Source organism: Exiguobacterium sp. s34 (assembly GCF_018617435.1).
GTDB classification, from domain to species: domain Bacteria; phylum Bacillota; class Bacilli; order Exiguobacteriales; family Exiguobacteriaceae; genus Exiguobacterium; species Exiguobacterium aestuarii.
The window spans coordinates 537,670-557,145 of the sequence record NZ_JACSKE010000001.1 but is presented as its reverse complement, the minus strand read 5'-3'; the positions used below and the strand labels follow the sequence as shown (position 1 = coordinate 557,145).

Genomic DNA, 19,476 nt, shown 5'->3' with positions numbered 1-19,476 from the left:
AACAAAAAATGACCTCATGCCAAGGCAAGAGGTCATTCGAAAACAATGAACTCTTATCTCTCAGCGATAGCTGCAAGAATTAGCACCGTGCCATTTCTGGTCGGTTGCTGCGACATCATCGGGCTTGTCCCTCCGTCTGCTCTTGATAAGAATAGTTGTGAAGTTGTGAAATTTAATTGAATTTTTACATAGAATCGCTCACTCGTCAATTCCTTTTTTTGAGAAAAAAAGTTTGAAAATAATGTTTCTATATATGCGTGTCAAAAATAGGGAGTCGACCGAAAATAGAGGATTGACAACTAGCGTCTCGAGTCCGTAATATTCGTCTCAACACGTCAAACACAATTAAATCATTTACTCTTATCGCGAGTTGGCAGAGGGAATTGGCCCTAAGACGCCGCAGCAACCGACCATTTGGCACGGTGCTACATCCACCAGACATATGTCTGAAAGATGAGAGGAACAACCAATTTGGGTGTGCCTCTTTCTCGCGGAGAAAGGGGCTTTTTTCATGTATATGCACAGGAAAGGGGAAAGCATCATGGCTTATAAGGCGTTTACAGAACAGAGTGTCGTCGACCATGTTCGACAGTTGGGGTTACTAGAAGAGGGGATCGCAGAATGTGAGGAAATCGGAGATGGAAATTTAAATCTCGTCTTTCGCGTTCGCCAAGGCGATACGTCATTGATTGTGAAACAGGCGTTACCATACGCAAAAGTCGTTGGAGAGAGCTGGCCGCTCACGCTTGATCGGTCTTGGATTGAACAGCTGGCCCTTCGTGAGTTTTCCAAAGTCGTTCCACAGTTCGTACCGGGTGTCCTCGGGAGCGACCGTGAACTCGCTTATACGATTTTGGAAGATTTATCAGCTTTTGAGATTGTCCGCACCGGCTTTCTAAAAGGCGAGAGCTATCCGAATTTAGCGCGTCACGTCGGTACATTCCTCGGTGAAACGTTGTTTGCGACGTCTGACTATGCGAACGGTCCACTCGTCAAGAAACAAATCGAAAAGGAGTATTATAATCCAGAACTGTGCGATATCACGGAGAAACTCATCTTTACCGACCCGTATCGCGATGCAGAATCGAATCAGATTGAATCTGCCATTCGTACAGATGTTGAAAAATTATGGTCAGATCTCGCCCTGAAGATTGAAGTGGCCAAATTGAAGGTCGGGTTCGTGACGAAACATGAAGCGTTATTACATGGAGATTTACATACAGGAAGTATTTTTGCGACGCGTCAAGAAACGAAAATCATCGATCCTGAGTTTGCGTTTTATGGTCCGTTCGGCTTTGATATCGGTCAAATCATTGCTCATTTAGTGTTCTCGACGTATGCGCATCCGTTGAAACGGTTCGAACGCTTCACAGAAGTGCTCACCGTCTGGGAGACGTTTGAAAAAACGTTCCGCACACGCTTCACACAGGCGGTCGAACCGTTCAACACAGTAGGATTCGTGGACGAACTGTTGCCGTCGATTTTGAGTGATGCGATTGGTTACGCAGGCTGTGAACTGATTCGTCGAACGATTGGTCTTGCTGGGGTCGCTGACTTAGAAACACTACCAGACGACCTTCGCATCGAACGGAAACGCCACTCCTTAGAACTCGGCACGCGCCTCATCAAACAGCGCCATCAGATTCAATCGATTGACCAGTTGATTCCAGTCCTGTCGGAGGTGCGAGTATGAGTGTGCAAAGTATTCATTTCGATGCCGACACTGAAATCTTGACGATTTTAGATCAGACACAGTTGCCGCAAGAAGAGCGCTATATTGAAGTGTTGACGCTCGAACAGGCCGAACATGCGATCAAGTCGCTTCAAGTTCGAGGAGCACCGGCCATCGCCTATTTCGGGGCGTTCGTCCTCGCAAAAGAAGCATCACGTCTGCAAGATAATCCATATTTTCACCGCCAATTGGACCAAGTCGGGCAACGATTGATTGCGACCAGACCGACGGCGGTCAACTTACAGCACGTCATCGAATCACTCCTACGATTGAACGTAGGGGAGGACTTTGAACAGATCGCAAAAGCAATTAAAGAGCGTGCGATTGAAATTTATGAACAAGACGTGGCGACGTATCGCACGATTGGTGAGCATGCGCTCACCGTGTTACCCGCCGGTGGCAATGTATTGACGATTTGTAACGCCGGTGCCATTGCGACGTCACGTTATGGTACTGCGCTTGCCCCATTCTATGTCGGAAAAGAGCGTGGCATCCCGTTTCGGGTGTTCGCATCGGAAACCCGTCCACTGCTTCAAGGGGCACGGTTGACCGTATGGGAACTCGACCGGGCAGACATCGATGTCACGTTGATCACCGACAATATGGCGGCGTGGACGATTCAGACGAAACAAGTCGATGCCATCATCGTCGGGGCGGACCGCATCACACGTACCGGTCATACAGCCAATAAAATCGGGACGCTCCAGCTCGCAATTTTGGCGAAACACTACAACATCCCGTTCTATGTCGCCGCCCCGCATTCGACGTTTGATTTGGAAGCAGACGACACGATTCAAATCGAGGAACGGGACGCGCATGAAGTGACCCATATCGGGGGACATCCGACGGCACTCGTCGGCATCACAGTCTTCAACCCGGCGTTTGATGTGACCCCACCAGAACTCATCACTGGTCTCATTACGGAGACAGGTGTGCTCGAACCGACCGAGTCGGTCATTGTTGAACACGTAGGAGGAAACGCATATGTCTAAAAAAATCATCTTCTTCCTGTTGACCGTCATCCTGGCGCTCGCCGGATGCACGAATGAACAGGCGCAACCGAAGACGACAGCGAGTCAAACGGAAACGAAAACGAAACCGGTCAGCGTATCCAATGGGACGCTTCCAAAAGACCTAGAAGTCGCCCTCGTCATGCAGATGTCGATTGGGACGTTCTCTTCGCAGTATATCGAAGGGGTGACCGAGCAAGTCGAAGCGTTCGGTGGCAACGTGAAAGTGTATAACGCTGATAATGATTTGTCGAAGATGGCAAGTTACGTCGATACGGCGACGACGCAAGGGGTCGATGTGATCTTGATTGACCACGGACGTGCCGATGCTTTGAAAGAACCCGTTCAACGGGCGCTCGATAAAGGCATCAAAGTCGTCGCATTCGATAATGATTTAACGAATGAAGGGGTGACGGTCATCGACCAAGATGATTATTCCCTCGCTTGGCGCTCCCTTAAAGCACTTGCTGAAGATTTGGACGGCGAAGGGAACATCGTCACGATTTGGGTCGGTGGGTTCACCCCGATGGAACGTCGTCATACGATTTATGACGCGTTCTTGAAACGTTACCCGGGCATACAAGAAGTTGCGAAATTTGGTTCGGCGACGAACAATACGGCGCTCGATACACAAAGTCAGATGGAGGCGATTTTGAAGAAGTATCCGGAAGGGGAAATTGATGCGGTGTTTGCGATGTGGGATGAGTTCGCCAAAGGAGCGAGCCGTGCCATCAAGCAGGCAGGACGTGACGAGATTGCCGTTTACGGGATTGACTTGAGTGACGAAGACTTACAGCTCATGCAAGAAGATGGGAGTCCGTGGGGCGTGACGGCCGCTACAGATCCTGCTGAAATTGGTCGCATACAAGTCCGTTACGCTTATCAAAAAGTGGTCGGGGAAGAAACACCTTCGATTCACTCAGTTGATCCGTATTTAGTGGATCGTGACGTCTTACCGGATGAGCCTGTCACGATGAATGACCTCGGACAGTATGTTCCAGGTTGGGGTGAGTCGAATGCGGCATGGTCGGACTGGATGAAGGAGACGGACTGATGATTCGCTTGGAACGAATCACGAAACAGTACGGTGAGGTGATCGTACTTGATCAGCTGTCGTTCAGCCTGAAATCAGGAGATATCCACGGACTCCTCGGTCTGAACGGGGCGGGTAAGAGTACACTCATCAAACTGCTGAACGGAACGGTCGAACCGACGTCTGGGGAATTGTCGATTGATGGGAAAACTGTCCGACTTACACCGGCAGAAGCGATTCGTCACGGAATCATCACGGTATCGCAAGAAGTGGACGATGCGCTTTATTTGGATTTGCCTGTATATGAAAATGTACTTCCATGGCAGACGGTGAAGCGGGTTCGTCCACAATTTTTGAAGGAGCGAGCGAAACGTGTGCTGTCTCGGGTGGGGCTAGACATTAACGCCACTCTTCCGGCAGGTCACTTTCCGCTCAGTGTCAAACAGCGCCTGTTGATTGCTCGGGCACTTGAGAGCAATGCCAAGTACTTATTACTAGATGAACCGACCGCGGCCTTATCGGAAACAGATGCCGATGCCCTGCTCGAGTTACTTCGGACGCTTGCGGCAGAAGGAGTGGGGATTGTGTTGGTCACGCATCGGTCAGACGAACTCACGCGTGTCACGTCGACCACTACGTTTCTTCGGGATGGACGCGTTGTATATGAAGGACCATTTCAACAGCTTTCCACGGAAGCGGTTCAAACCTTTTTGAGTGGGACGACATTTGAGGAAGGTCTGGAAAAAGCGATCCCTGAGAAGGAGATTCGCTTGTCCGCACAGTTGACACTTCCAGCGTTCCAGACGAGTCTCACTGTTGAAGCATATCGCGGGGAAGTGCTCGGGATTGGAGGATTGACGGGGAGCGGGAAGACGGAACTGATGGAGGCATTGTTCGGTCTTTCTGGGCTTCGCCAATCGATCACGGTTGACGGGACCGCACACGTCATCCAGCGACCGACAGATGCCGTACGCGCAGGATTTGCACTCGTTCCAGAGGAGAGACGTCATCACGGATTATTTCTCGATGAGTCGATTGAACGGAATGTGATTGCTGTCGCAGGAACGACAAGTGGTGTTTCAGACGTATTGGCATCGCTTCGTGTCCGTTATGCGAACGTGAGACAACCGGTCCGTGAGCTGAGTGGCGGAAACCAACAGAAGGTCGTCTTTAGTAAATGGTTACTCGATGATCGAGAGATTTATCTGCTCGACGAACCGACAAAAGGGATTGATATCGCTGCGAAGCAGGACGTGTATGAGCGTGTCGTCGCACTCGCAAAACAAGGAAAGACCGTGTTGTTCACCTCAAGTGAGCGAAATGAACTCGAACGGGTCGCCAATCGGATTCTTTGGCTCGATCGTGGACAAATTGTAGAGAAAGGAGGCGTGTAAGATGGCACAATTGGTGGTCAAGGAACGAAAGCGAATTAGCGGACACATCGGGCAGTATGGAACATTACTCGCAATCCTTGGTTTGATTGCAGTCTTTACCGTGACGAACGATCAATTTCTGACGTATGCAAATTTTAGTGACATCATCAAATCGGTTTCGATTGTCTCGTTACTTGCCCTCGGCGTCACGTTCTCGCTCATCGTGGGAGGGTTCGACTTATCGGTCGGATCGACGGCGAGTCTTGCGACAATCGGGGCAGCGGCGAGCCTCGTCCTTCATCGACAAGAGCTTCTCGTCGCCCTGCTCATTCCGATTGCCCTCGGAATTCTCGTCGGGCTGTTGAACGCGCTCGTCACAATCAAGTTTCGATTGCCAGATTTACTGGCGACACTCGCCATCATGTACGTCATTAACGGGATTCAGTTGACGTATACGAAAGGGTTCTCGATTTATGATAATATGCCGATCGAAGGCGGGACGGCGCCAGGACGCTTCATCCCATCGTTCCTCTTCATTGGACAAGGGACGGTTGGTCCGATTCCGTTCGTCGCCCTGCTCATGCTAGTTTTCTTCATCGGGGCTCATCTGTTTTTGACCTACACACGGACAGGACGAGAGTTCTATTATGTCGGGTCGAACGCAGAAGCGGCCCGTCGCTCGGGGATTGACGTGAATCGTATCAAGTTGTACGCCTACGTGCTCAGTGGGTTGTTCGCGGCAATCGGCGGCATCATTCTCGCATCGCGAATCGGGACGGGGCAAGTCTCAGCTGGGGCGCCGCTTTTGATGGACGCCGTCGCGGCAGCCTATATCGGCTATGCCGTCTTTGGGACGGGGCGCCCGAACGTCATCGGGACATTGATTGGGGCTATTTTGATTGGAATCCTCTTGAACGGACTGACGATGTGGGACGTTCCATATTATGCGCAAGACATCGTCAAAGGGACGATTTTGATTGGAGCACTCGGTCTGTCGTATATTCAAAAGAAACAGCTGACCTAACAAACCCCCCGGACATTAAGCGTTCGGGGGTTCGTTCTGTTCACGTGTCATCGAAAGAAAGGGATACACCCCGCCATTCGTCTCCTGCATGAACGTTTCCTGTGGAATAAAACCGAGCGACTCGTATAATCGAATGGCCCGTTTGTTGAACGTGGCGACGGCCAATTGAATCGTACAAGGTTTATATGTCACCTCTATCCAATCTAGAATCGATGTGAGAAATCGGTTGCCATTCCCGTTTCCTGTCAGATCAGGGCGCATCCCTAGACCGATGGAAATGGTGTCCGTTGATTCGAACTGCAATGTGACGAAGCCGATCAGTTCATCGTCATCAAGGATGGCGAACGTCATCTCTCCCCGTTCATCCGCATCTAAAAATAAGGCGAGGTCTTCCTCGTCGGCGTCCATATTGTAAAATGCATAGTCGCCTTCATAGCGCCATTCGAAGGCAATCAGTTCGGCTTGCTCTTGTGTGAGTGGATGAAACGTATGGCTCATAAAAATTCCTCGTCTCTGATCGAAGTGGTCGTGCTACACTCAAATCGTATCATGAAAACAAAGGGAGGGAACGTGATGGCAGTCAAGTTGGATATGGTCGGCATCGTCGTGAAAGATATGAAGCGCTCACTCGATTTTTATCGGGTGCTCGGGTTTGAGATTCCGGAAGTGATGAATGGGGAAGCACATGTGGAAATCGATGAGGGGGGCGTGCGTCTCGCGTTTGATACGGTGGAAGTGGCCGAATCGGTATACGGGGAATGGAAACAGGCAGACGGGCATCGGATTGAGCTCGCCTTCTTATGTGAGAGCCGTGAGTCGCTTGATCGATTATATGACACGGTTCTCGAAAAAGGATATGCGTCACACAAAGCCCCATGGGATGCGTTCTGGGGTCAACGTTACGCCATCCTGTACGATGCGGATGGGAATTTGATCAGTCTGTTCGCCTCATAAAAATAATCCCGGGCCATGTGGCTCGGGATTATTTGTTGTCGTGGCACTCTCCCCATGAACAAAGGGCATTCATGGCGGGTTGCAGTCCGAGGGCGTCTTCGGTCAATGAATATTCGACGTGCAGGTGCTTCTCGGTCGAGTAGTCGACACGGCGAACCATGCCGAGTTGCTCGAGCTCGCGCAATTGGTCGGTCAACACTTTTCGGCTGACGTCAGGAATCGCCCGTTGAATATCAGAAAAACGGAGCGGTCCATCTTGAAGCGTGCAGTACACTTGGGGGCGCCATTTGCCGCCGATAATCTCAAGTGCGCGGTTGACGGGGAACGATGTGGTCATGTTCAAGGAACCTCACTTTCGGGTAGTTACTTCAATGTGCGTACTTTTTTTCTTGCTTCAATGACAGTATCTTATCGTTATCCGCTAAATTGAGCAAACAAAAAGGAGTAGATGAAACATGACATATCCAAGAACATTTTCACACATCGGTCTTTCTGTACCGAGTGTAATTGAGGCTGTTAAATTTTATGAGGACGTGATGGGATGGTATACCATCATGACACCGTCAGACGTCGTCGAAGATGATTCGCCAATCGGCGTGATGTGTACCGACGTCTTCGGACCAGGCTGGGGTAAATTCCGCATCGCCCATATGTCAACGGGAGATGGAATCGGGATCGAGTTGTTCGAATTCCCGAACAATGAGACACCAGAAGACAACTTTGAGTTTTGGAAGACAGGCATCTTCCACTATTGTGTACAAGACCCTGACATCGAAGGGCTCGTCGAGAAAATTGTCGCTCATGGCGGCAAACAACGGATGCCGATTCGCGAATACTACCCAGGTGAAAAACCGTATCGCATGGTGTACTGCGAAGACCCGTTCGGTAACCTCGTCGAGATTTATTCACACTCATACGAACTTACGTATTCGGAAGGAGCTTACTAAACATGAAAGCATGGCTACTCGACCAACCCGGTCTAAATCATCTGCATATTGGAGAAATCGAGCGTCCGACACCTGGAGCCGGAGAACTGTTGATTCGTGTCGAAGCGGTCGCCTTGAACCCGGTCGACTATAAAGTCGGCTCAAACGGAAACCCGAATTGGTCATATCCACATATTCTCGGTGTCGACCTCGTTGGAGAAGTCGTTGAGGTCGGTTCGAGTATCGCCAACATCATTACGGGGTCACGTGTAGCCGTGCATACGAATCTTTCGAAATATGGAGGATTCGCCGAGTATACGGTCGTCGATGCCCGGGCGTGTGCAGTCGTCCCACAAGGTGTAAGTGACGAGGCAGCTGCCTCGATCCTGTGCGCGGGAATGACAGCGTATGAAGCGGTCATGCAGAAGTTGAACACGCGGGATAAAGAAACGATTCTTGTGCACGCCGGTGCGGGCGGTGTCGGCGGTTTTGCGATTCAGCTCGCGAAGCGCCTCGGTCTGAAGGTGTTCACGACGGCATCTCCTGAAAACTTTGAGTGGGTAGAGTCACTCGGGGCGGACGTGGCGATTGATTATAACGTCGAAGATGTGACTTCACGGATCATGGAAGAGACGGATGGACGTGGTGTCGACTTGATTTTGAATACGGTCGGTCGCGACGTCGCGACGGCAGACCTCGATCGTCTCGCGTTCAGCGGACACCTCGCCTATATCGCCGGTCCACCAGATATGACGAACATGAAAGGCTTCACTCTTTCGCCTTCGATTCACGAGGTGGCGCTCGGGGCGGCTCATGCGAGCGAGGACGAACATGCGATTCGCAACTTGGCGTATATGGCCGAAGAGTTGATGAATTTGCTCGATGCGGGTGAACTGAACGATCTCGTGACAGAAGTGTTGTCGTTCGACCAATTGAAAGAAGGTCTCGAAAAACTACAAACGCGAAAAGTGCGCGGTAAACTCATCGTCCGCATTCGCGACTGAAAAGACGGCTCCCTGTTATACTGACAGGGAGTTTATTTGTTGAGGAGGGGAAAGGATGGAACGATTGGCAGACACATATCGTCAGACAGATGTTCAGTTGAGCGGTCACGGGAAACGGGAAGTCGGGGTGTTGAAACGCGCGTTTGAACATGTGCGTGACGATGAGCCGAGTGACCAGTATGGACAGGGAAAAACGATTCGACAGTTCGAAGAGAAAATGGCGCACGTTCTCGGGAAAGAATCGGCGGTATTTTTTCCGAGCGGTACGATGGCACAACAGATTGCCTTACGCATTTGGTGTGATGAAACGGGGAAGAACAAGGTCGCATATCATCCACTTTGCCACCTTGAAATTCATGAACAGGATGGCTTGAAAGAATTACATCACATCGAACCGATCTTAGTCGGGGACGAAAACCGATTGATGACACTCGAAGAGATTCAAGCGTTACCGGACATCGCATGTCTGTTGCTCGAACTGCCGCAGCGAGAAATCGGCGGGGAATTGCCGACGTTCGAGGAACTTGTGGCGATTAGCGAACACTGTCGTGACAAAGGGATTCATCTACATTTGGATGGTGCGCGACTGTTCGAATCGCTTCCGTATTATGAGAAAGAAGCGTCTGAGATTTGTGCGCTCTTCGATAGCGTGTACGTCTCATTCTATAAAGGAATCGGTGGTATTGCCGGTGCTATCCTTGCTGGACCGAAGGCATTTTGTGACACGTCGAAAGTATGGAAACGACGCTACGGTGGTGACTTGATCAGCCTATATCCATACATCCTTTCTTCGGATTATTACTATGAGTTGCGGAAAGAGAAGATGACCGAGTATCGAGACGAGGCCGTCCGATTGGCAGCGCGCTTCAATGAACTCGATGGCGTGTGGACGACACCACACATCCCGGTCACGAATATGTTCCATCTTCACTTCCGTGGGGCAAAGGAGGAAGTAGGTGAGCAGATTGCAGGAATCCAAGAAAAAACGGGGATTGGTATCACCGGTTATCTCGTTGAAAAGGAAGGGTACTGTTCCACAGAAATCAGTATCGGGGACACGTTTGAACGAATGACGCAAGAACAGCTTGATCGATTGTTTCGGCAGTTCGGGTAAACAACAAAATGCACCCTTCCTATTTCGGGAAGGGTGCATTTTTTTTTACGGGCTAACAATCGCTTCAAGACGATCGAGCTGAGAGGTGAACCCTTCGACAGCGCCCATGTCGACGACTTGTTGGAGAGCCTCTTCATTCGGGAATTCGGAGCGGCTAATGAATAACGTGCCTTCTGATGTATCGAGAAATTCATTCGTAATCGTCATGACAGGCAAGTCCGGGTTGACGTGTCCGTCCGCATCCGAGAACGCATCCGTATAGACGATTCGGGAGTATGGATCGATGTCGATAAAGGTCGATTTTCCCCATGACTCCATACCGTAAAAGTCACCTTGATCTTTGTCGACACAAGTCATGCAATAATGCCAAATCCCATCTGGTTTGAAGTCGAAGCTGTATACTTTCGTCTCCCATCCAGACGGTCCCCACCATTTTTCTAAATGTGCGGGTGTCGAGAATGCTTCAAATACAAGTTGACGTGATGCCTTGAACAGACGTTCCATGATCAATGTCGTGCCCTCTACATGTGATTTGACCATACTCATGATCCATTCTCCTCTCGTTGTGACTCCGCTAAAAACGTCTCCAATCGATCGAGTCGCTCTGTTTCCCGAGCCATATAGGTCCGCCAAGCATCCAACGGTTCGAGTGCTTGAGACTTGAGTGCGTAGCGTCTTCGATTGGCATCAATGGTTACCGTGACGAGACCTGCGTCGTATAGAATTCGCAAATGCTTCGATGTCTGCGGTTGACTAATCCCAAGCTGATTTGCCATCATTCCGACCGTCCACTCTTGTTTCCGTAACAATTCGATCATCCGCAACCGGTTCGGGTCGGCTAACGCTTGAAACAAAGAAGCCAATCTCTCTTCCATTTTTTCGTCACCGTCCTCTTATTTTGAATATTCCCAATTAGGAATATTCCGAAACAGGAATACTCAATATTTAAACAATAAATCAAGTAGTATCTCACCAATCGATCGTTCTTTTCCCTCATAGGGGAACGCATGGATATGAATGGCGGGATTAAAATTCAGTTCGATGATGCCGTATTCAATATGCTCATCATTAAGAGATGGAATCATCATATCGACACCACAGATGGTTGCCCCGACTGACTTAGCGGCATCGACAGCAATGCGTTTATAGACGTTAGGAATTTGGTCTGTGTAGTCGATACTGTCGCCACCTGTACTGATATTAGAGTTTTCGCGCAAGAAGACACGCTCACCGACAGCGGGGATACTGTCAGGTGTCATATCTTGTGCACGTAAAAAGGAAATGACGATGTCATCGATTTCAATTTTCTCGAGTGGTGTCTTGTATCCTTTTCCGCGTAACGGGTCTTCATTTTTTGTCGCAACGAGTTGATGAATGGAAGAGGTGCCATCTCCAGTAACGTTCGCCGGAACACGATGGAGGATACCCGCGACTTCCTCTCCGATGACGAGGAAGCGATACTCTTTTCCAGGTAAGAATGTCTCTAGTAAAACGACATCGTCAAACGTTTTCGCATACTGAAATGCAGAGAGTGCTTCCTCATACGTCGCTCCGTCTTTAAAAATGTGAATACCGACTCCGAAGTTTGTGGACTTTGGTTTTAAGACGATGGGTTGTTTTGAAAATGAATGCCATGCCTGAGATAAATCTGATTCATCTTGAAGTTCTACCCCTTCAGGGACACGAATGCCGTGTTCGGCGAGTACAAACTTCGTCACCGTTTTATTCTCCATCATTAAGACGGAAACATAATTGTCTTTTGATGTTTTCGTTGCCTGTTTGACGTATTCTTCGTGTTTGCCGTTTCGAATCCGAATGAACTGGTCGGAACGATCGATGACGTCGACACGATAACCACGTTTAATTGCGGATTTCATTAAGATTTGAGTAGACAGTTCCAGGTCGGCATAACCGTGGATGCGAAAACGATTTGCATAGGCGTCCTCATAAAAATGTTCTGCTTGGGCTAGGGACCATGCGTGATAGCCTGTCTCGGTCATAATCGTCTTTAATCGGGAAGCGTACGTCCGGTCCACGTGATCAATTTTTTCGCGTACAGCGGGAAAGACATCTTCGAAGCCGAGGCCATGGTGTGTGTTGAACGCATCGATGGCATCGAAAAGTTCTGTTGCGTACGTGTGTAAAGGTATGGCGTGACCATCTCGAGTCAATATGCTTGTAGGAGACATGCCTTCTTTGGCGACACGTTGTTGATTATTGTACGCTTCAGCTTGCCAATCGAAATAAGGTGTCTCCTCAGTAAAGGTCAAGTACAGCAAAAACAGATGAAGGAACCGTAAATCCGAACGCGCAATTCCGGTCTTTTCAAACGGATTCAAATCAATATTGCGAATTTCGATATAATCGATGCCGTGTGCTTCGAGTTGATTTAAATCGTTACCACCTTTCGATGTTTTCAATCGGATGGGTGAGTAGAGTTCGTTCGGATTGGCAATCTCGCCTTTGGCAATGAACCGTCTTACGTCGTCTATATAACTAGAGAGTGTCGCATAATTTGGATAAAGTGGTTCAACATTCGTATACCCACAGTCGCTATTCCGATATGACAATGCTTGTTTATTTGAAAAAGTATCTTCGTGGAGCGCTTGCATCTGACTGACACATTGTTCTTCATAACTCACATGAACGGCTGGTGTAGCACCGAACAAATAGACGATGAGCCAACGCATCCGTAAATATTGACGAATCAACTTTAAGTAAAGCTGATCTTTGAAGTGTCGATATTGTTCAGGGGATCCTTCGTACAGTGCGGATAACATCTCATCGGAAAACGAAAAATTGAAATGAATCCCGGAAATGAGTTGTTTTTTCGCCCCATACTTGTGGAGCAAATGCTCCCGGTAACGGCTAGCTTCGAGTCCAGTCACACCAAAATCAGCGAGTGGAATCGTACCGCCTTCCGGCAATGCGCATGGCATAGATTGTGGCCACAGGCGTTCGTTGCCTATGTTTAGTGCCGTGATGTCGTATAGCGTTTCTAAAAAGTCATGTGCCGCCTCGATTGTCGGAAATGTCGGGGTGATGAGCTCGATTTGACTTTCCGAGAAGTCGGTCGTGATATATGGATGTGTCGCTTTATGACCGAGTGCTTTTGGATGCTTCGTAACAGCGAGTGTGCCGTCTGACGTGACCCGTAACATTTCTCGCTCGATGGCAAATTTTCCACTCGTGATGAGCTGGTGGGGTAGTTGATTAAACTGCTTCTGCAAGGGAAATCACTTCCTTTTTCGTTAATCGGACAAAGAGGGCGGAGACAAGTCCTTTCGTGATACTTGAAATAGCGATACTCCACCAGATGGCATCGATTCCGAGATAAGGCTCAAGAACAAATGCGAGCGGGATACGGGCCACTGTGAAAATAATCGAGATGGTCGCAGGGATTTTCGGTAATCCGAGTCCTGAGAAGTATCCGTTTCCGATCATTTCAATCGATGAGAAGACGAGCGAAATGCCGATAATTCGTAAGTAACTCGCCCCAATCTCGATGGTTCGAATGTCATCGACGAATAGACCAATGAGCAAATCCGGAACGATTAAAAATACCAACATGATGAATCCCGTATAGATCATCCCGAGTCGGGTCGTTACGCGGTAACCTTCATACACACGATCTACTTTTCGTGCCCCGAGGTTTTGTCCGGTATAGCTAGCCATTGCTCCGTTCAAGCCACCAATCATCATGTAGGCAATCGACTCGATTTGGAGTCCGATGCGCTGTGCCGCAATCGCTTCTGTCCCATACGAACCGATCATGCGGGCAAGAAAAATACTGATTACCGTGAACAAAATACGTTGGGTTGCCATCGGAAAACCAAGACGAAACACCTCTACATAATCAGCTCGAGTCGGCTGAACGACTTCATCCCAATTGAACAATGTACGAGCGCGGTGCCAAAACAATCCGAACATGATGACGTTGGCGACAAGTGTCGCAAGAGCAGCCCCAATCACACCGAGTTGGAATGGATAAATGAAGATCGGGGAGAGAATCATGTTGAGGATGACGCCTGTCGCATTGATTCGCATCGCCGTTGTCGTATTACCATATGCACTGAATAGACGAGCAAACAACAGATTAAAGAAAGAGAAGATGAGCATCGGCGCGCTGACGAATAAATATTCGTACGCAAGCTGCTCCACGTCGGAGGCGCCCATATTCAAAAAGCCGATGAAGGTATGACCGAACAAAATCAGCAATGTGATGTACGAAAGACCGAGTGTTAGATTCAGACGCCTGCCGGCCCGGACATAGCGCTGAACCAGATCGAGGTCACGTCTCCCGACAGCTTGTGATACTTTGATGCCGGCGCCAACGACAATCAACGATTGAATCGCCTGGCCGAGCATGATATAAAAACTGGCCGCACCGATACTTGCCACAGCATCGCTCCCGAGCGCACCGACCCAAAACATGTCGACGAGACTATACGTAAACTGTAATAATGAGCTACCGACGAGCGGAAGGGCGAGAGCCAGAATGACACGTTGCACGTTTCCAATCGTTAAATCGACAGTTTTCACGAAGCAAGACTCCTTACATTCTTTATATAACCATTTAGTTATATATAAGCACGGTGTAATAGAATTGGCAATCATGATGTCCGAATCGATGAAAAATGGACACAAAAAAAGGAATTCGTGATGAATTCCTTAATGTTGATAGCCGCGAATCCAGGTCGTCATATAGACGAGTGTCGCAATGATGAGCGTTGAGGCGAGTGCATAAATTGGATAGGCGGGGAGTGTATCTTCAAACAACGGATAGAACATAAACGATCCCATGAAAATAGGAACGGAAATGCCGAACGAGACGTATGCAGCTTTTGTCGCTTTCGCTGTGATGATTTGTTCACGCTCATCGACCTCACTGAACTCGGTCATCCGGACAGACCATTGGGCAAAGCTCAACTGTTTATTCGGGCGGGTGTTAAACGAATAGACTGTCCAAACAATTCCAAAAACAATGAGTAATAGCAGTGGAAGTAGATTAAATTCAACTAAGAATCGGTCAGACTCGAGAACAGTCTTCGACACATCAGACAAAAACGAGCTGAATAGAAAAGCCATTAGAATATACAAGATGATACTGGAAATTGACTGAACGACGACGTGTTTCATTTTGTTTCCTCCTCGATTGTGAATATAGATTCGACCGGTTCCTCGAACACGCGTGCGATATGCATCGCCAGCATGAGTGAAGGCGTGTAGCTGCCTTTCTCGAGCGAGATGATCGTCTGTCTCGTCACACCGACCTGTTCGGCAAGGTCGCCTTGGGTTAACTGGTGCCGGGCACGCAGTTCTTTCACGCGGTTGACTAATGGCATCGTGCCACCTCATTTCTAGTTTCTACGACTATTGTAAAACAAACTTTACATAATGTAAAGAAGACTTTACTTATTTGGAGATGATACAATAACGATATAGTCGAAAGGGGAGATGGATGGTGAAGGTGATTAGTGGACAACATCACGTGTCAGCGATGACCGGGGATGCCAAGAAGAACTTACGATTCTACACGGAAGTACTAGGGATGCGGCTCGTCAAAAAGACGGTAAACCAGGATGACCCATCGATGTATCACTTGTTCTATGCAGACGAGACGGGGACACCCGGAACCGATTTGACGTTCTTTGAGTTACCGTTTCTCGGACAGACGTATCGAGGGTCGAACAGTATCTCCCGGACAGCGCTCAGGGTGCCGGATGGGGCGCTCACGTACTGGCAAGAGCGTTTTGACACGTTCAATGTATCTTACGGAGAAATCGAGTCGGTTATAGGAAGGGCAACTCTTTCGTTCGAAGATCATGAGGGGCAACGTCTCTGTCTTGTGGAAGGTGGGAGTGGGACACCTTGGAAAAAAGGTCCTGTGCCAACAGATGTCGGTATCTTCGGTCTCGGATTCAGTGAGTGGACGGTACGACGGATCGAAAAGACGGCACGGGTATTGACTGAAATACTTGGCTATCGATATGTGACGACGTTTGAACGGGATGGTCACGATGTGCGTGTTTTTGAAACGGGAGAAGGTGGAGTAGCGACAGAGATTCATCTCGTCGATCGACCGGATTTACCATCGGAGCGACCAGGGCGGGGAAGTGTGCATCATGTGGCGATTCGAGTGGAAGAGACAGACGATATGGCGAATTGGATCGAGAAACTTGACGCGCATGGGATCAGTCACTCTGGTCTTATTGACCGCTATTATTTCCAGTCGATTTATTTTCGTGAACCGAGTGGAATCTTAGTGGAACTGGCAACAGATGAGCCGGGATTCGCGACGGATGAATCAATTGAGACGCTCGGAGAACGCTTGGCATTGCCACCGTTTCTAGAGCCGAGACGAGCAGACATCGAAGCAAAGCTAAAGCCACTGTAACCAAAAACCGACGGACTTTTCAGTCCGTCGGTTTTTGTATGCCCAATAGCATGGCGAGTTCGTTCGTTCGATTTGCGACGAGGTCCGCAATCGTGTAACGATCGAGCACATGAAAGAACGCCAACATCGCCTCGTTCAACACACTGCGTAAGTCACAAGCCGGCGCGATCACGCATCGGCCTTCCCCAAAGCACTCTACGAGCTCAAGCGGTTCCATCGACCGAACGACCTCGCCTACGTTGATGTCTTCCATCGGGCGCGCAAGACGGAATCCACCGCCGCGACCACGCACCGACTCCAAGTAGCCATGTTTGCCAAGTTCGTAGACGACTTTCATGACATGGTTTTTGGAGATGTTATATTGATCCGCCACCTCTTGAATCGTGACGAGCCGATGTGAAAACGTGGCGCTATACATTAACGTCCGTAGTGCGTAGTCACACGTTTGCGTAAGTCTCATCCATCATCACCTCTCGTTTCATTGTACAAGACAATCCCTAAAAGTGCGATTCGTGTAAATGTGAAAGGGTGATGGCAGAAATGAGTCGGAATCGTGAAATCTGTTTTAAAGAAGTATTTCATATATTGCTTTAAAGTGATTAGACTCACATAATGAACGTGTACGAAACAAAAGGGGGATAAACATATGTTAGATCAACAAACGATTGAAATTGTAAAAGCGACAGCACCCGTTTTAAAAGAACATGGTGTGACAATCACGAAGCACTTTTATGAACGAATGTTTGAACAAAATCCAGAAGTTCGTCACTTCTTCAACCATACGAACCAAAAACGAGGACGTCAGCCAGAGGCACTCGCGAACGCGGTTTATGCGGCAGCGCTTCATATCGACCGGCTCGAAGCGATTCTTCCAGCCATTCAACCGGCACTCCATAAACATAAGAGTTTGAATATTCGTCCCGAACACTATCCGATCGTCGGTGAAAACTTGCTCGGGGCGATTCAAGATGTCCTCGGGGAAGACGCGACACCAGACATCATCGATGCCTGGGCAAAAGCGTATGGCGTGATTGCCGACGTCTTCATCTCACTTGAGAAACAGATGTATGATGATGCACCGTGGGTCGGATTTAAATCGTTTGTCATCGAAGAAGTCATTGAAGACACACCGGAAGTGAAGCGATTCCGTCTCGTCGCAAAAGATAAGGTCGTCGGTACAGCCATTCCAGGACAATACGTCTCGGTTCAGGCGCGAATCGCTGGTGAGGACATCGTGCACCACCGGCAATATAGTGTCATCGACACAACAGAAGACGGCTACTGGATCGCACCTAAAAAAGAGGGACTTGTCTCAAACTGGCTTCATGAACAGGCGGTCGGTACAGAAATCCCGGTGAGCGCACCAGCAGGCGAATTCATCCTTGAAGCGTCAAATCGTCCGCTCACACTCATTGCTGGAGGAATCGGCATCACACCGCTCTTCAATATGGCGAAGACGGCACTCGAACAAGGGCGCTCGGTCACATTGTTGCACGCGGTTCGCAGCACAACACTCCGTCCGCTCGGAGACGAACTTGATGAACTTGTGGATCAAGGGCTTCACCTCATCACACACGTGGATGACGAATCGGGTTGTATGAGTGCGACGCAACTTGAGGCACTCGATATCGAAGGTCATGATGTCTATACGTGCGGACCGAACGCGATGATGGAGACGGTCGTACGTGCCATTCCTCAGGCACGATATGAATTTTTCGGGCCGTCTGCAACGCTCTCTTTAACGTAACCAATCAAAAAAGTGTCGCAGCCTCGGATGGGTCTGCGACACTTTTATAATGAAATAGATGTAATGATTTGATCATGTTGATCGAGTGTTTGAATCGTCAAGGCATCCTCCAACGAGTTATACATGTCTAAGAAAAAGAAATCGCGGTTTCCCCCGTTACTGGCGTCGTTGAGCATATGTTCTTCCGACCACAGTTCTCCTTCAATCTGTAACTTCGCCACCTGCTGAGCATGATGATTCAAACGAAGAGCAAGATAGTGATTGGTGCCGTTCTGAATATCAATATAGTCAAAAGGCGTAGATGGTTCCGTATCGACGGTTACAGAACCATAGCCGTCCTGATTTTGTTCCGCGACACCTAGGATCTTCTCCTCATCATTTGTGAAGAGTGCGAACACCATGTCGTCCTTCTTATAATATTGATACACGACAAATCCCTGATCCGATAAATGACGGCCGAGCTGGATTTTGTCCAGTAAAGAAGTGCGGAAGGCTGAAACGATAGCGATGCTTAGAATGAAGAATAGAAAGATTCCAACTCTTTTCCGATATAGCATAATTGGTCTCCTTTTCCATTGCGGAGTTTCTGAAGAAGGTTCATCACATGGACGAATAGGGTTGTGAAGATAACACTTTGTGGTTACGGTCCAATATTTCAAGAGTTCCTTCTTCAAAAGAAGATGTATTTAATTTCATGACGTATGTCATGACGTATGTTTCATCTTCAGGATTATTTACAGTAACTTCTTTAGATTCATCCCCTCGTTTGAATCGTAAATAAACGACATCTTCCGGGCGTTCTTTTAGATGGACGCCGATGTACTCATTGTTTTCAACTTGAAGGGTGACGAAATCAAAAGGCTGATTCGGCTCTGTCTGTTTCGTGACAGACCCTAAGTTCCCTGTTTCGACATCAATCTCAGCTAGACCGATGACGGAGCGGTCTTCATTTGTGAAAAAAGAGAGAACGGACTGTTCCATGTTATGAATTTCAAACGTATACCAATCGTTCATCGTCATATAACGATTCATTTCCTTTTCGGCATTCTCATATGAGTCACCAGCCTGAATGTTGGTGTACGTGTACAGTCCGACACCGACTGTGATGGCCACGATGATAAGGCCGGAGACGATTGTGAGTAGTACGATTCGCTTAGACATG

Annotated in this window: 22 protein-coding genes and 2 riboswitches; of the genes, 11 read left to right on the top strand and 11 right to left on the bottom strand. The window is 48.7% G+C overall.

What is annotated here, in order from left to right; all coding sequences use genetic code 11:
- Nucleotides 1-50: 50 nt before the first annotated feature.
- A riboswitch (SAM riboswitch) is annotated at nucleotides 51-152 on the bottom strand.
- A gap of 205 nt (nucleotides 153-357) precedes the next feature.
- Nucleotides 358-460, top strand: a riboswitch (SAM riboswitch).
- A gap of 81 nt (nucleotides 461-541) precedes the next feature.
- The 5 genes from mtnK to KNO87_RS02720 are packed head-to-tail and all read left to right on the top strand — an operon-like array spanning nucleotide 542 to nucleotide 6,172.
- Nucleotides 542-1,693 (top strand): S-methyl-5-thioribose kinase, encoded by a 1,152-nt coding sequence (gene mtnK / locus KNO87_RS02740; RefSeq protein ID WP_214792698.1) that lies wholly within the window; start codon nucleotides 542-544, stop codon nucleotides 1,691-1,693.
- A complete protein-coding gene (gene mtnA, locus KNO87_RS02735; RefSeq protein ID WP_214792701.1) occupies nucleotides 1,690-2,724 on the top strand; it encodes an S-methyl-5-thioribose-1-phosphate isomerase in 1,035 nt (344 codons plus the stop codon). The genes mtnK and mtnA overlap by 4 nt, the downstream gene beginning before the upstream one ends.
- On the top strand, nucleotides 2,717-3,796 hold the full coding sequence (locus KNO87_RS02730; RefSeq protein WP_214792704.1) for a sugar ABC transporter substrate-binding protein: 1,080 nt from the start codon (nucleotides 2,717-2,719) through the stop codon (nucleotides 3,794-3,796). The genes mtnA and KNO87_RS02730 overlap by 8 nt, the downstream gene beginning before the upstream one ends.
- A complete protein-coding gene (locus KNO87_RS02725) occupies nucleotides 3,796-5,169 on the top strand; it encodes a sugar ABC transporter ATP-binding protein (RefSeq protein ID WP_214792707.1) in 1,374 nt (457 codons plus the stop codon). Before KNO87_RS02730 ends, KNO87_RS02725 begins: the two co-directional genes overlap by 1 nt.
- 1 nt (nucleotide 5,170) lies before the next feature.
- A complete protein-coding gene (locus tag KNO87_RS02720) occupies nucleotides 5,171-6,172 on the top strand; it encodes an ABC transporter permease (RefSeq protein WP_214792710.1) in 1,002 nt (333 codons plus the stop codon).
- 15 nt (nucleotides 6,173-6,187) lie between these two features.
- Here the strand turns inward: KNO87_RS02720 and KNO87_RS02715 are convergent, their stop codons facing one another.
- Nucleotides 6,188-6,670: a GNAT family N-acetyltransferase gene (locus KNO87_RS02715; RefSeq protein WP_214792713.1), complete on the bottom strand. Its 483-nt coding sequence runs from the start codon at nucleotides 6,668-6,670 to the stop codon at nucleotides 6,188-6,190.
- Nucleotides 6,671-6,745: 75 nt separating this feature from the next.
- Between KNO87_RS02715 and KNO87_RS02710 the strand changes: the two genes are divergently transcribed.
- On the top strand, nucleotides 6,746-7,126 hold the full coding sequence (locus KNO87_RS02710; RefSeq protein WP_214792716.1) for a VOC family protein: 381 nt from the start codon (nucleotides 6,746-6,748) through the stop codon (nucleotides 7,124-7,126).
- A 28-nt stretch (nucleotides 7,127-7,154) separates the two neighbouring features.
- On the opposite strand, the gene KNO87_RS02705 is transcribed toward KNO87_RS02710, so the two are convergent.
- Nucleotides 7,155-7,463, bottom strand: coding sequence for a winged helix-turn-helix transcriptional regulator (locus KNO87_RS02705; RefSeq protein ID WP_031422089.1), 309 nt, complete (start codon nucleotides 7,461-7,463; stop codon nucleotides 7,155-7,157).
- Between the two features lie 118 nt (nucleotides 7,464-7,581).
- Between KNO87_RS02705 and KNO87_RS02700 the strand changes: the two genes are divergently transcribed.
- From KNO87_RS02700 to KNO87_RS02690, 3 genes are read left to right on the top strand one after another with little or no spacing between them, the layout of a single operon-like run.
- The gene (locus KNO87_RS02700) at nucleotides 7,582-8,073 is read left to right on the top strand and encodes a lactoylglutathione lyase family protein (protein WP_214792719.1); all 492 of its coding nucleotides are present in this window, start codon (nucleotides 7,582-7,584) and stop codon (nucleotides 8,071-8,073) included.
- Nucleotides 8,074-8,075: 2 nt separating this feature from the next.
- Nucleotides 8,076-9,056 (top strand): zinc-binding dehydrogenase, encoded by a 981-nt coding sequence (locus KNO87_RS02695; RefSeq protein ID WP_214792722.1) that lies wholly within the window; start codon nucleotides 8,076-8,078, stop codon nucleotides 9,054-9,056.
- A gap of 55 nt (nucleotides 9,057-9,111) precedes the next feature.
- Nucleotides 9,112-10,170: a threonine aldolase family protein gene (locus KNO87_RS02690; RefSeq protein ID WP_214792725.1), complete on the top strand. Its 1,059-nt coding sequence runs from the start codon at nucleotides 9,112-9,114 to the stop codon at nucleotides 10,168-10,170.
- Nucleotides 10,171-10,215: 45 nt separating this feature from the next.
- Here KNO87_RS02690 and KNO87_RS02685 read toward each other — a convergent pair whose 3' ends face one another.
- From KNO87_RS02685 to KNO87_RS02660, 6 genes are all read right to left on the bottom strand, one after another.
- A complete protein-coding gene (locus KNO87_RS02685; RefSeq protein WP_214792728.1) occupies nucleotides 10,216-10,716 on the bottom strand; it encodes an SRPBCC family protein in 501 nt (166 codons plus the stop codon).
- Nucleotides 10,713-11,045, bottom strand: coding sequence for an ArsR/SmtB family transcription factor (locus tag KNO87_RS02680; protein WP_214792731.1), 333 nt, complete (start codon nucleotides 11,043-11,045; stop codon nucleotides 10,713-10,715). Before KNO87_RS02680 ends, KNO87_RS02685 begins: the two co-directional genes overlap by 4 nt.
- Before the next feature lie 63 nt (nucleotides 11,046-11,108).
- Nucleotides 11,109-13,400: a bifunctional glutamate--cysteine ligase GshA/glutathione synthetase GshB gene (gene gshAB / locus KNO87_RS02675; protein WP_214792734.1), complete on the bottom strand. Its 2,292-nt coding sequence runs from the start codon at nucleotides 13,398-13,400 to the stop codon at nucleotides 11,109-11,111.
- Nucleotides 13,384-14,712: an MATE family efflux transporter gene (locus KNO87_RS02670; RefSeq protein WP_214792737.1), complete on the bottom strand. Its 1,329-nt coding sequence runs from the start codon at nucleotides 14,710-14,712 to the stop codon at nucleotides 13,384-13,386. The genes gshAB and KNO87_RS02670 overlap by 17 nt, the downstream gene beginning before the upstream one ends.
- A 129-nt stretch (nucleotides 14,713-14,841) precedes the next feature.
- Nucleotides 14,842-15,309: a hypothetical protein gene (locus KNO87_RS02665; RefSeq protein ID WP_214792740.1), complete on the bottom strand. Its 468-nt coding sequence runs from the start codon at nucleotides 15,307-15,309 to the stop codon at nucleotides 14,842-14,844.
- Nucleotides 15,306-15,515 (bottom strand): helix-turn-helix transcriptional regulator, encoded by a 210-nt coding sequence (locus KNO87_RS02660; protein ID WP_214792743.1) that lies wholly within the window; start codon nucleotides 15,513-15,515, stop codon nucleotides 15,306-15,308. Before KNO87_RS02660 ends, KNO87_RS02665 begins: the two co-directional genes overlap by 4 nt.
- A gap of 116 nt (nucleotides 15,516-15,631) precedes the next feature.
- On the opposite strand from KNO87_RS02660, the gene KNO87_RS02655 reads away from it, so the two are divergent.
- On the top strand, nucleotides 15,632-16,567 hold the full coding sequence (locus tag KNO87_RS02655) for a ring-cleaving dioxygenase (RefSeq protein WP_251126723.1): 936 nt from the start codon (nucleotides 15,632-15,634) through the stop codon (nucleotides 16,565-16,567).
- Nucleotides 16,568-16,586: 19 nt separating this feature from the next.
- Here KNO87_RS02655 and KNO87_RS02650 read toward each other — a convergent pair whose 3' ends face one another.
- Nucleotides 16,587-17,027, bottom strand: coding sequence for an RrF2 family transcriptional regulator (locus tag KNO87_RS02650; protein WP_214792746.1), 441 nt, complete (start codon nucleotides 17,025-17,027; stop codon nucleotides 16,587-16,589).
- A 186-nt stretch (nucleotides 17,028-17,213) separates the two neighbouring features.
- Here KNO87_RS02650 and KNO87_RS02645 point away from each other — a divergent pair, with 186 nt between their 5' ends.
- Nucleotides 17,214-18,314 (top strand): globin domain-containing protein, encoded by a 1,101-nt coding sequence (locus KNO87_RS02645; protein ID WP_214792749.1) that lies wholly within the window; start codon nucleotides 17,214-17,216, stop codon nucleotides 18,312-18,314.
- 44 nt (nucleotides 18,315-18,358) lie between these two features.
- Here the strand turns inward: KNO87_RS02645 and KNO87_RS02640 are convergent, their stop codons facing one another.
- Together KNO87_RS02640 and KNO87_RS02635 are read right to left on the bottom strand one after the other, a co-directional pair.
- Complete coding sequence (locus KNO87_RS02640) at nucleotides 18,359-18,871, bottom strand: hypothetical protein (RefSeq protein WP_214792752.1); 513 nt, start codon at nucleotides 18,869-18,871, stop codon at nucleotides 18,359-18,361.
- A gap of 43 nt (nucleotides 18,872-18,914) precedes the next feature.
- Entirely contained in the window at nucleotides 18,915-19,475 is a 561-nt protein-coding gene (locus tag KNO87_RS02635) for a hypothetical protein (protein WP_214792754.1), read from the bottom strand.
- Nucleotide 19,476 lies beyond the last annotated feature (1 nt).

Bases quoted from the DNA above. Each gene is read 5' to 3' on its own strand.
- mtnK (WP_214792698.1), top strand. From the start codon at position 542: ATGGCTTATAAGGCGTTTACAGAACAGAGTGTCGTCGACCATGTTCGA.
- KNO87_RS02655 (WP_251126723.1), top strand. From the start codon at position 15,632: ATGGTGAAGGTGATTAGTGGACAACATCACGTGTCAGCGATGACCGGG.
- KNO87_RS02680 (WP_214792731.1), bottom strand. From the start codon at position 11,045: ATGGAAGAGAGATTGGCTTCTTTGTTTCAAGCGTTAGCCGACCCGAAC.
- KNO87_RS02705 (WP_031422089.1), bottom strand. From the start codon at position 7,463: ATGACCACATCGTTCCCCGTCAACCGCGCACTTGAGATTATCGGCGGC.
- KNO87_RS02700 (WP_214792719.1), top strand. From the start codon at position 7,582: ATGACATATCCAAGAACATTTTCACACATCGGTCTTTCTGTACCGAGT.
- KNO87_RS02690 (WP_214792725.1), top strand. From the start codon at position 9,112: ATGGAACGATTGGCAGACACATATCGTCAGACAGATGTTCAGTTGAGC.
- KNO87_RS02660 (WP_214792743.1), bottom strand. From the start codon at position 15,515: ATGCCATTAGTCAACCGCGTGAAAGAACTGCGTGCCCGGCACCAGTTA.
- KNO87_RS02720 (WP_214792710.1), top strand. From the start codon at position 5,171: ATGGCACAATTGGTGGTCAAGGAACGAAAGCGAATTAGCGGACACATC.
- mtnA (WP_214792701.1), top strand. From the start codon at position 1,690: ATGAGTGTGCAAAGTATTCATTTCGATGCCGACACTGAAATCTTGACG.
- KNO87_RS02710 (WP_214792716.1), top strand. From the start codon at position 6,746: ATGGCAGTCAAGTTGGATATGGTCGGCATCGTCGTGAAAGATATGAAG.
- KNO87_RS02665 (WP_214792740.1), bottom strand. From the start codon at position 15,309: ATGAAACACGTCGTCGTTCAGTCAATTTCCAGTATCATCTTGTATATT.
- KNO87_RS02730 (WP_214792704.1), top strand. From the start codon at position 2,717: ATGTCTAAAAAAATCATCTTCTTCCTGTTGACCGTCATCCTGGCGCTC.
- KNO87_RS02650 (WP_214792746.1), bottom strand. From the start codon at position 17,027: ATGAGACTTACGCAAACGTGTGACTACGCACTACGGACGTTAATGTAT.
- KNO87_RS02695 (WP_214792722.1), top strand. From the start codon at position 8,076: ATGAAAGCATGGCTACTCGACCAACCCGGTCTAAATCATCTGCATATT.
- KNO87_RS02725 (WP_214792707.1), top strand. From the start codon at position 3,796: ATGATTCGCTTGGAACGAATCACGAAACAGTACGGTGAGGTGATCGTA.
- KNO87_RS02685 (WP_214792728.1), bottom strand. From the start codon at position 10,716: ATGAGTATGGTCAAATCACATGTAGAGGGCACGACATTGATCATGGAA.
- KNO87_RS02645 (WP_214792749.1), top strand. From the start codon at position 17,214: ATGTTAGATCAACAAACGATTGAAATTGTAAAAGCGACAGCACCCGTT.
- KNO87_RS02640 (WP_214792752.1), bottom strand. From the start codon at position 18,871: ATGCTATATCGGAAAAGAGTTGGAATCTTTCTATTCTTCATTCTAAGC.
- KNO87_RS02635 (WP_214792754.1), bottom strand. From the start codon at position 19,475: ATGTCTAAGCGAATCGTACTACTCACAATCGTCTCCGGCCTTATCATC.
- KNO87_RS02715 (WP_214792713.1), bottom strand. From the start codon at position 6,670: ATGAGCCATACGTTTCATCCACTCACACAAGAGCAAGCCGAACTGATT.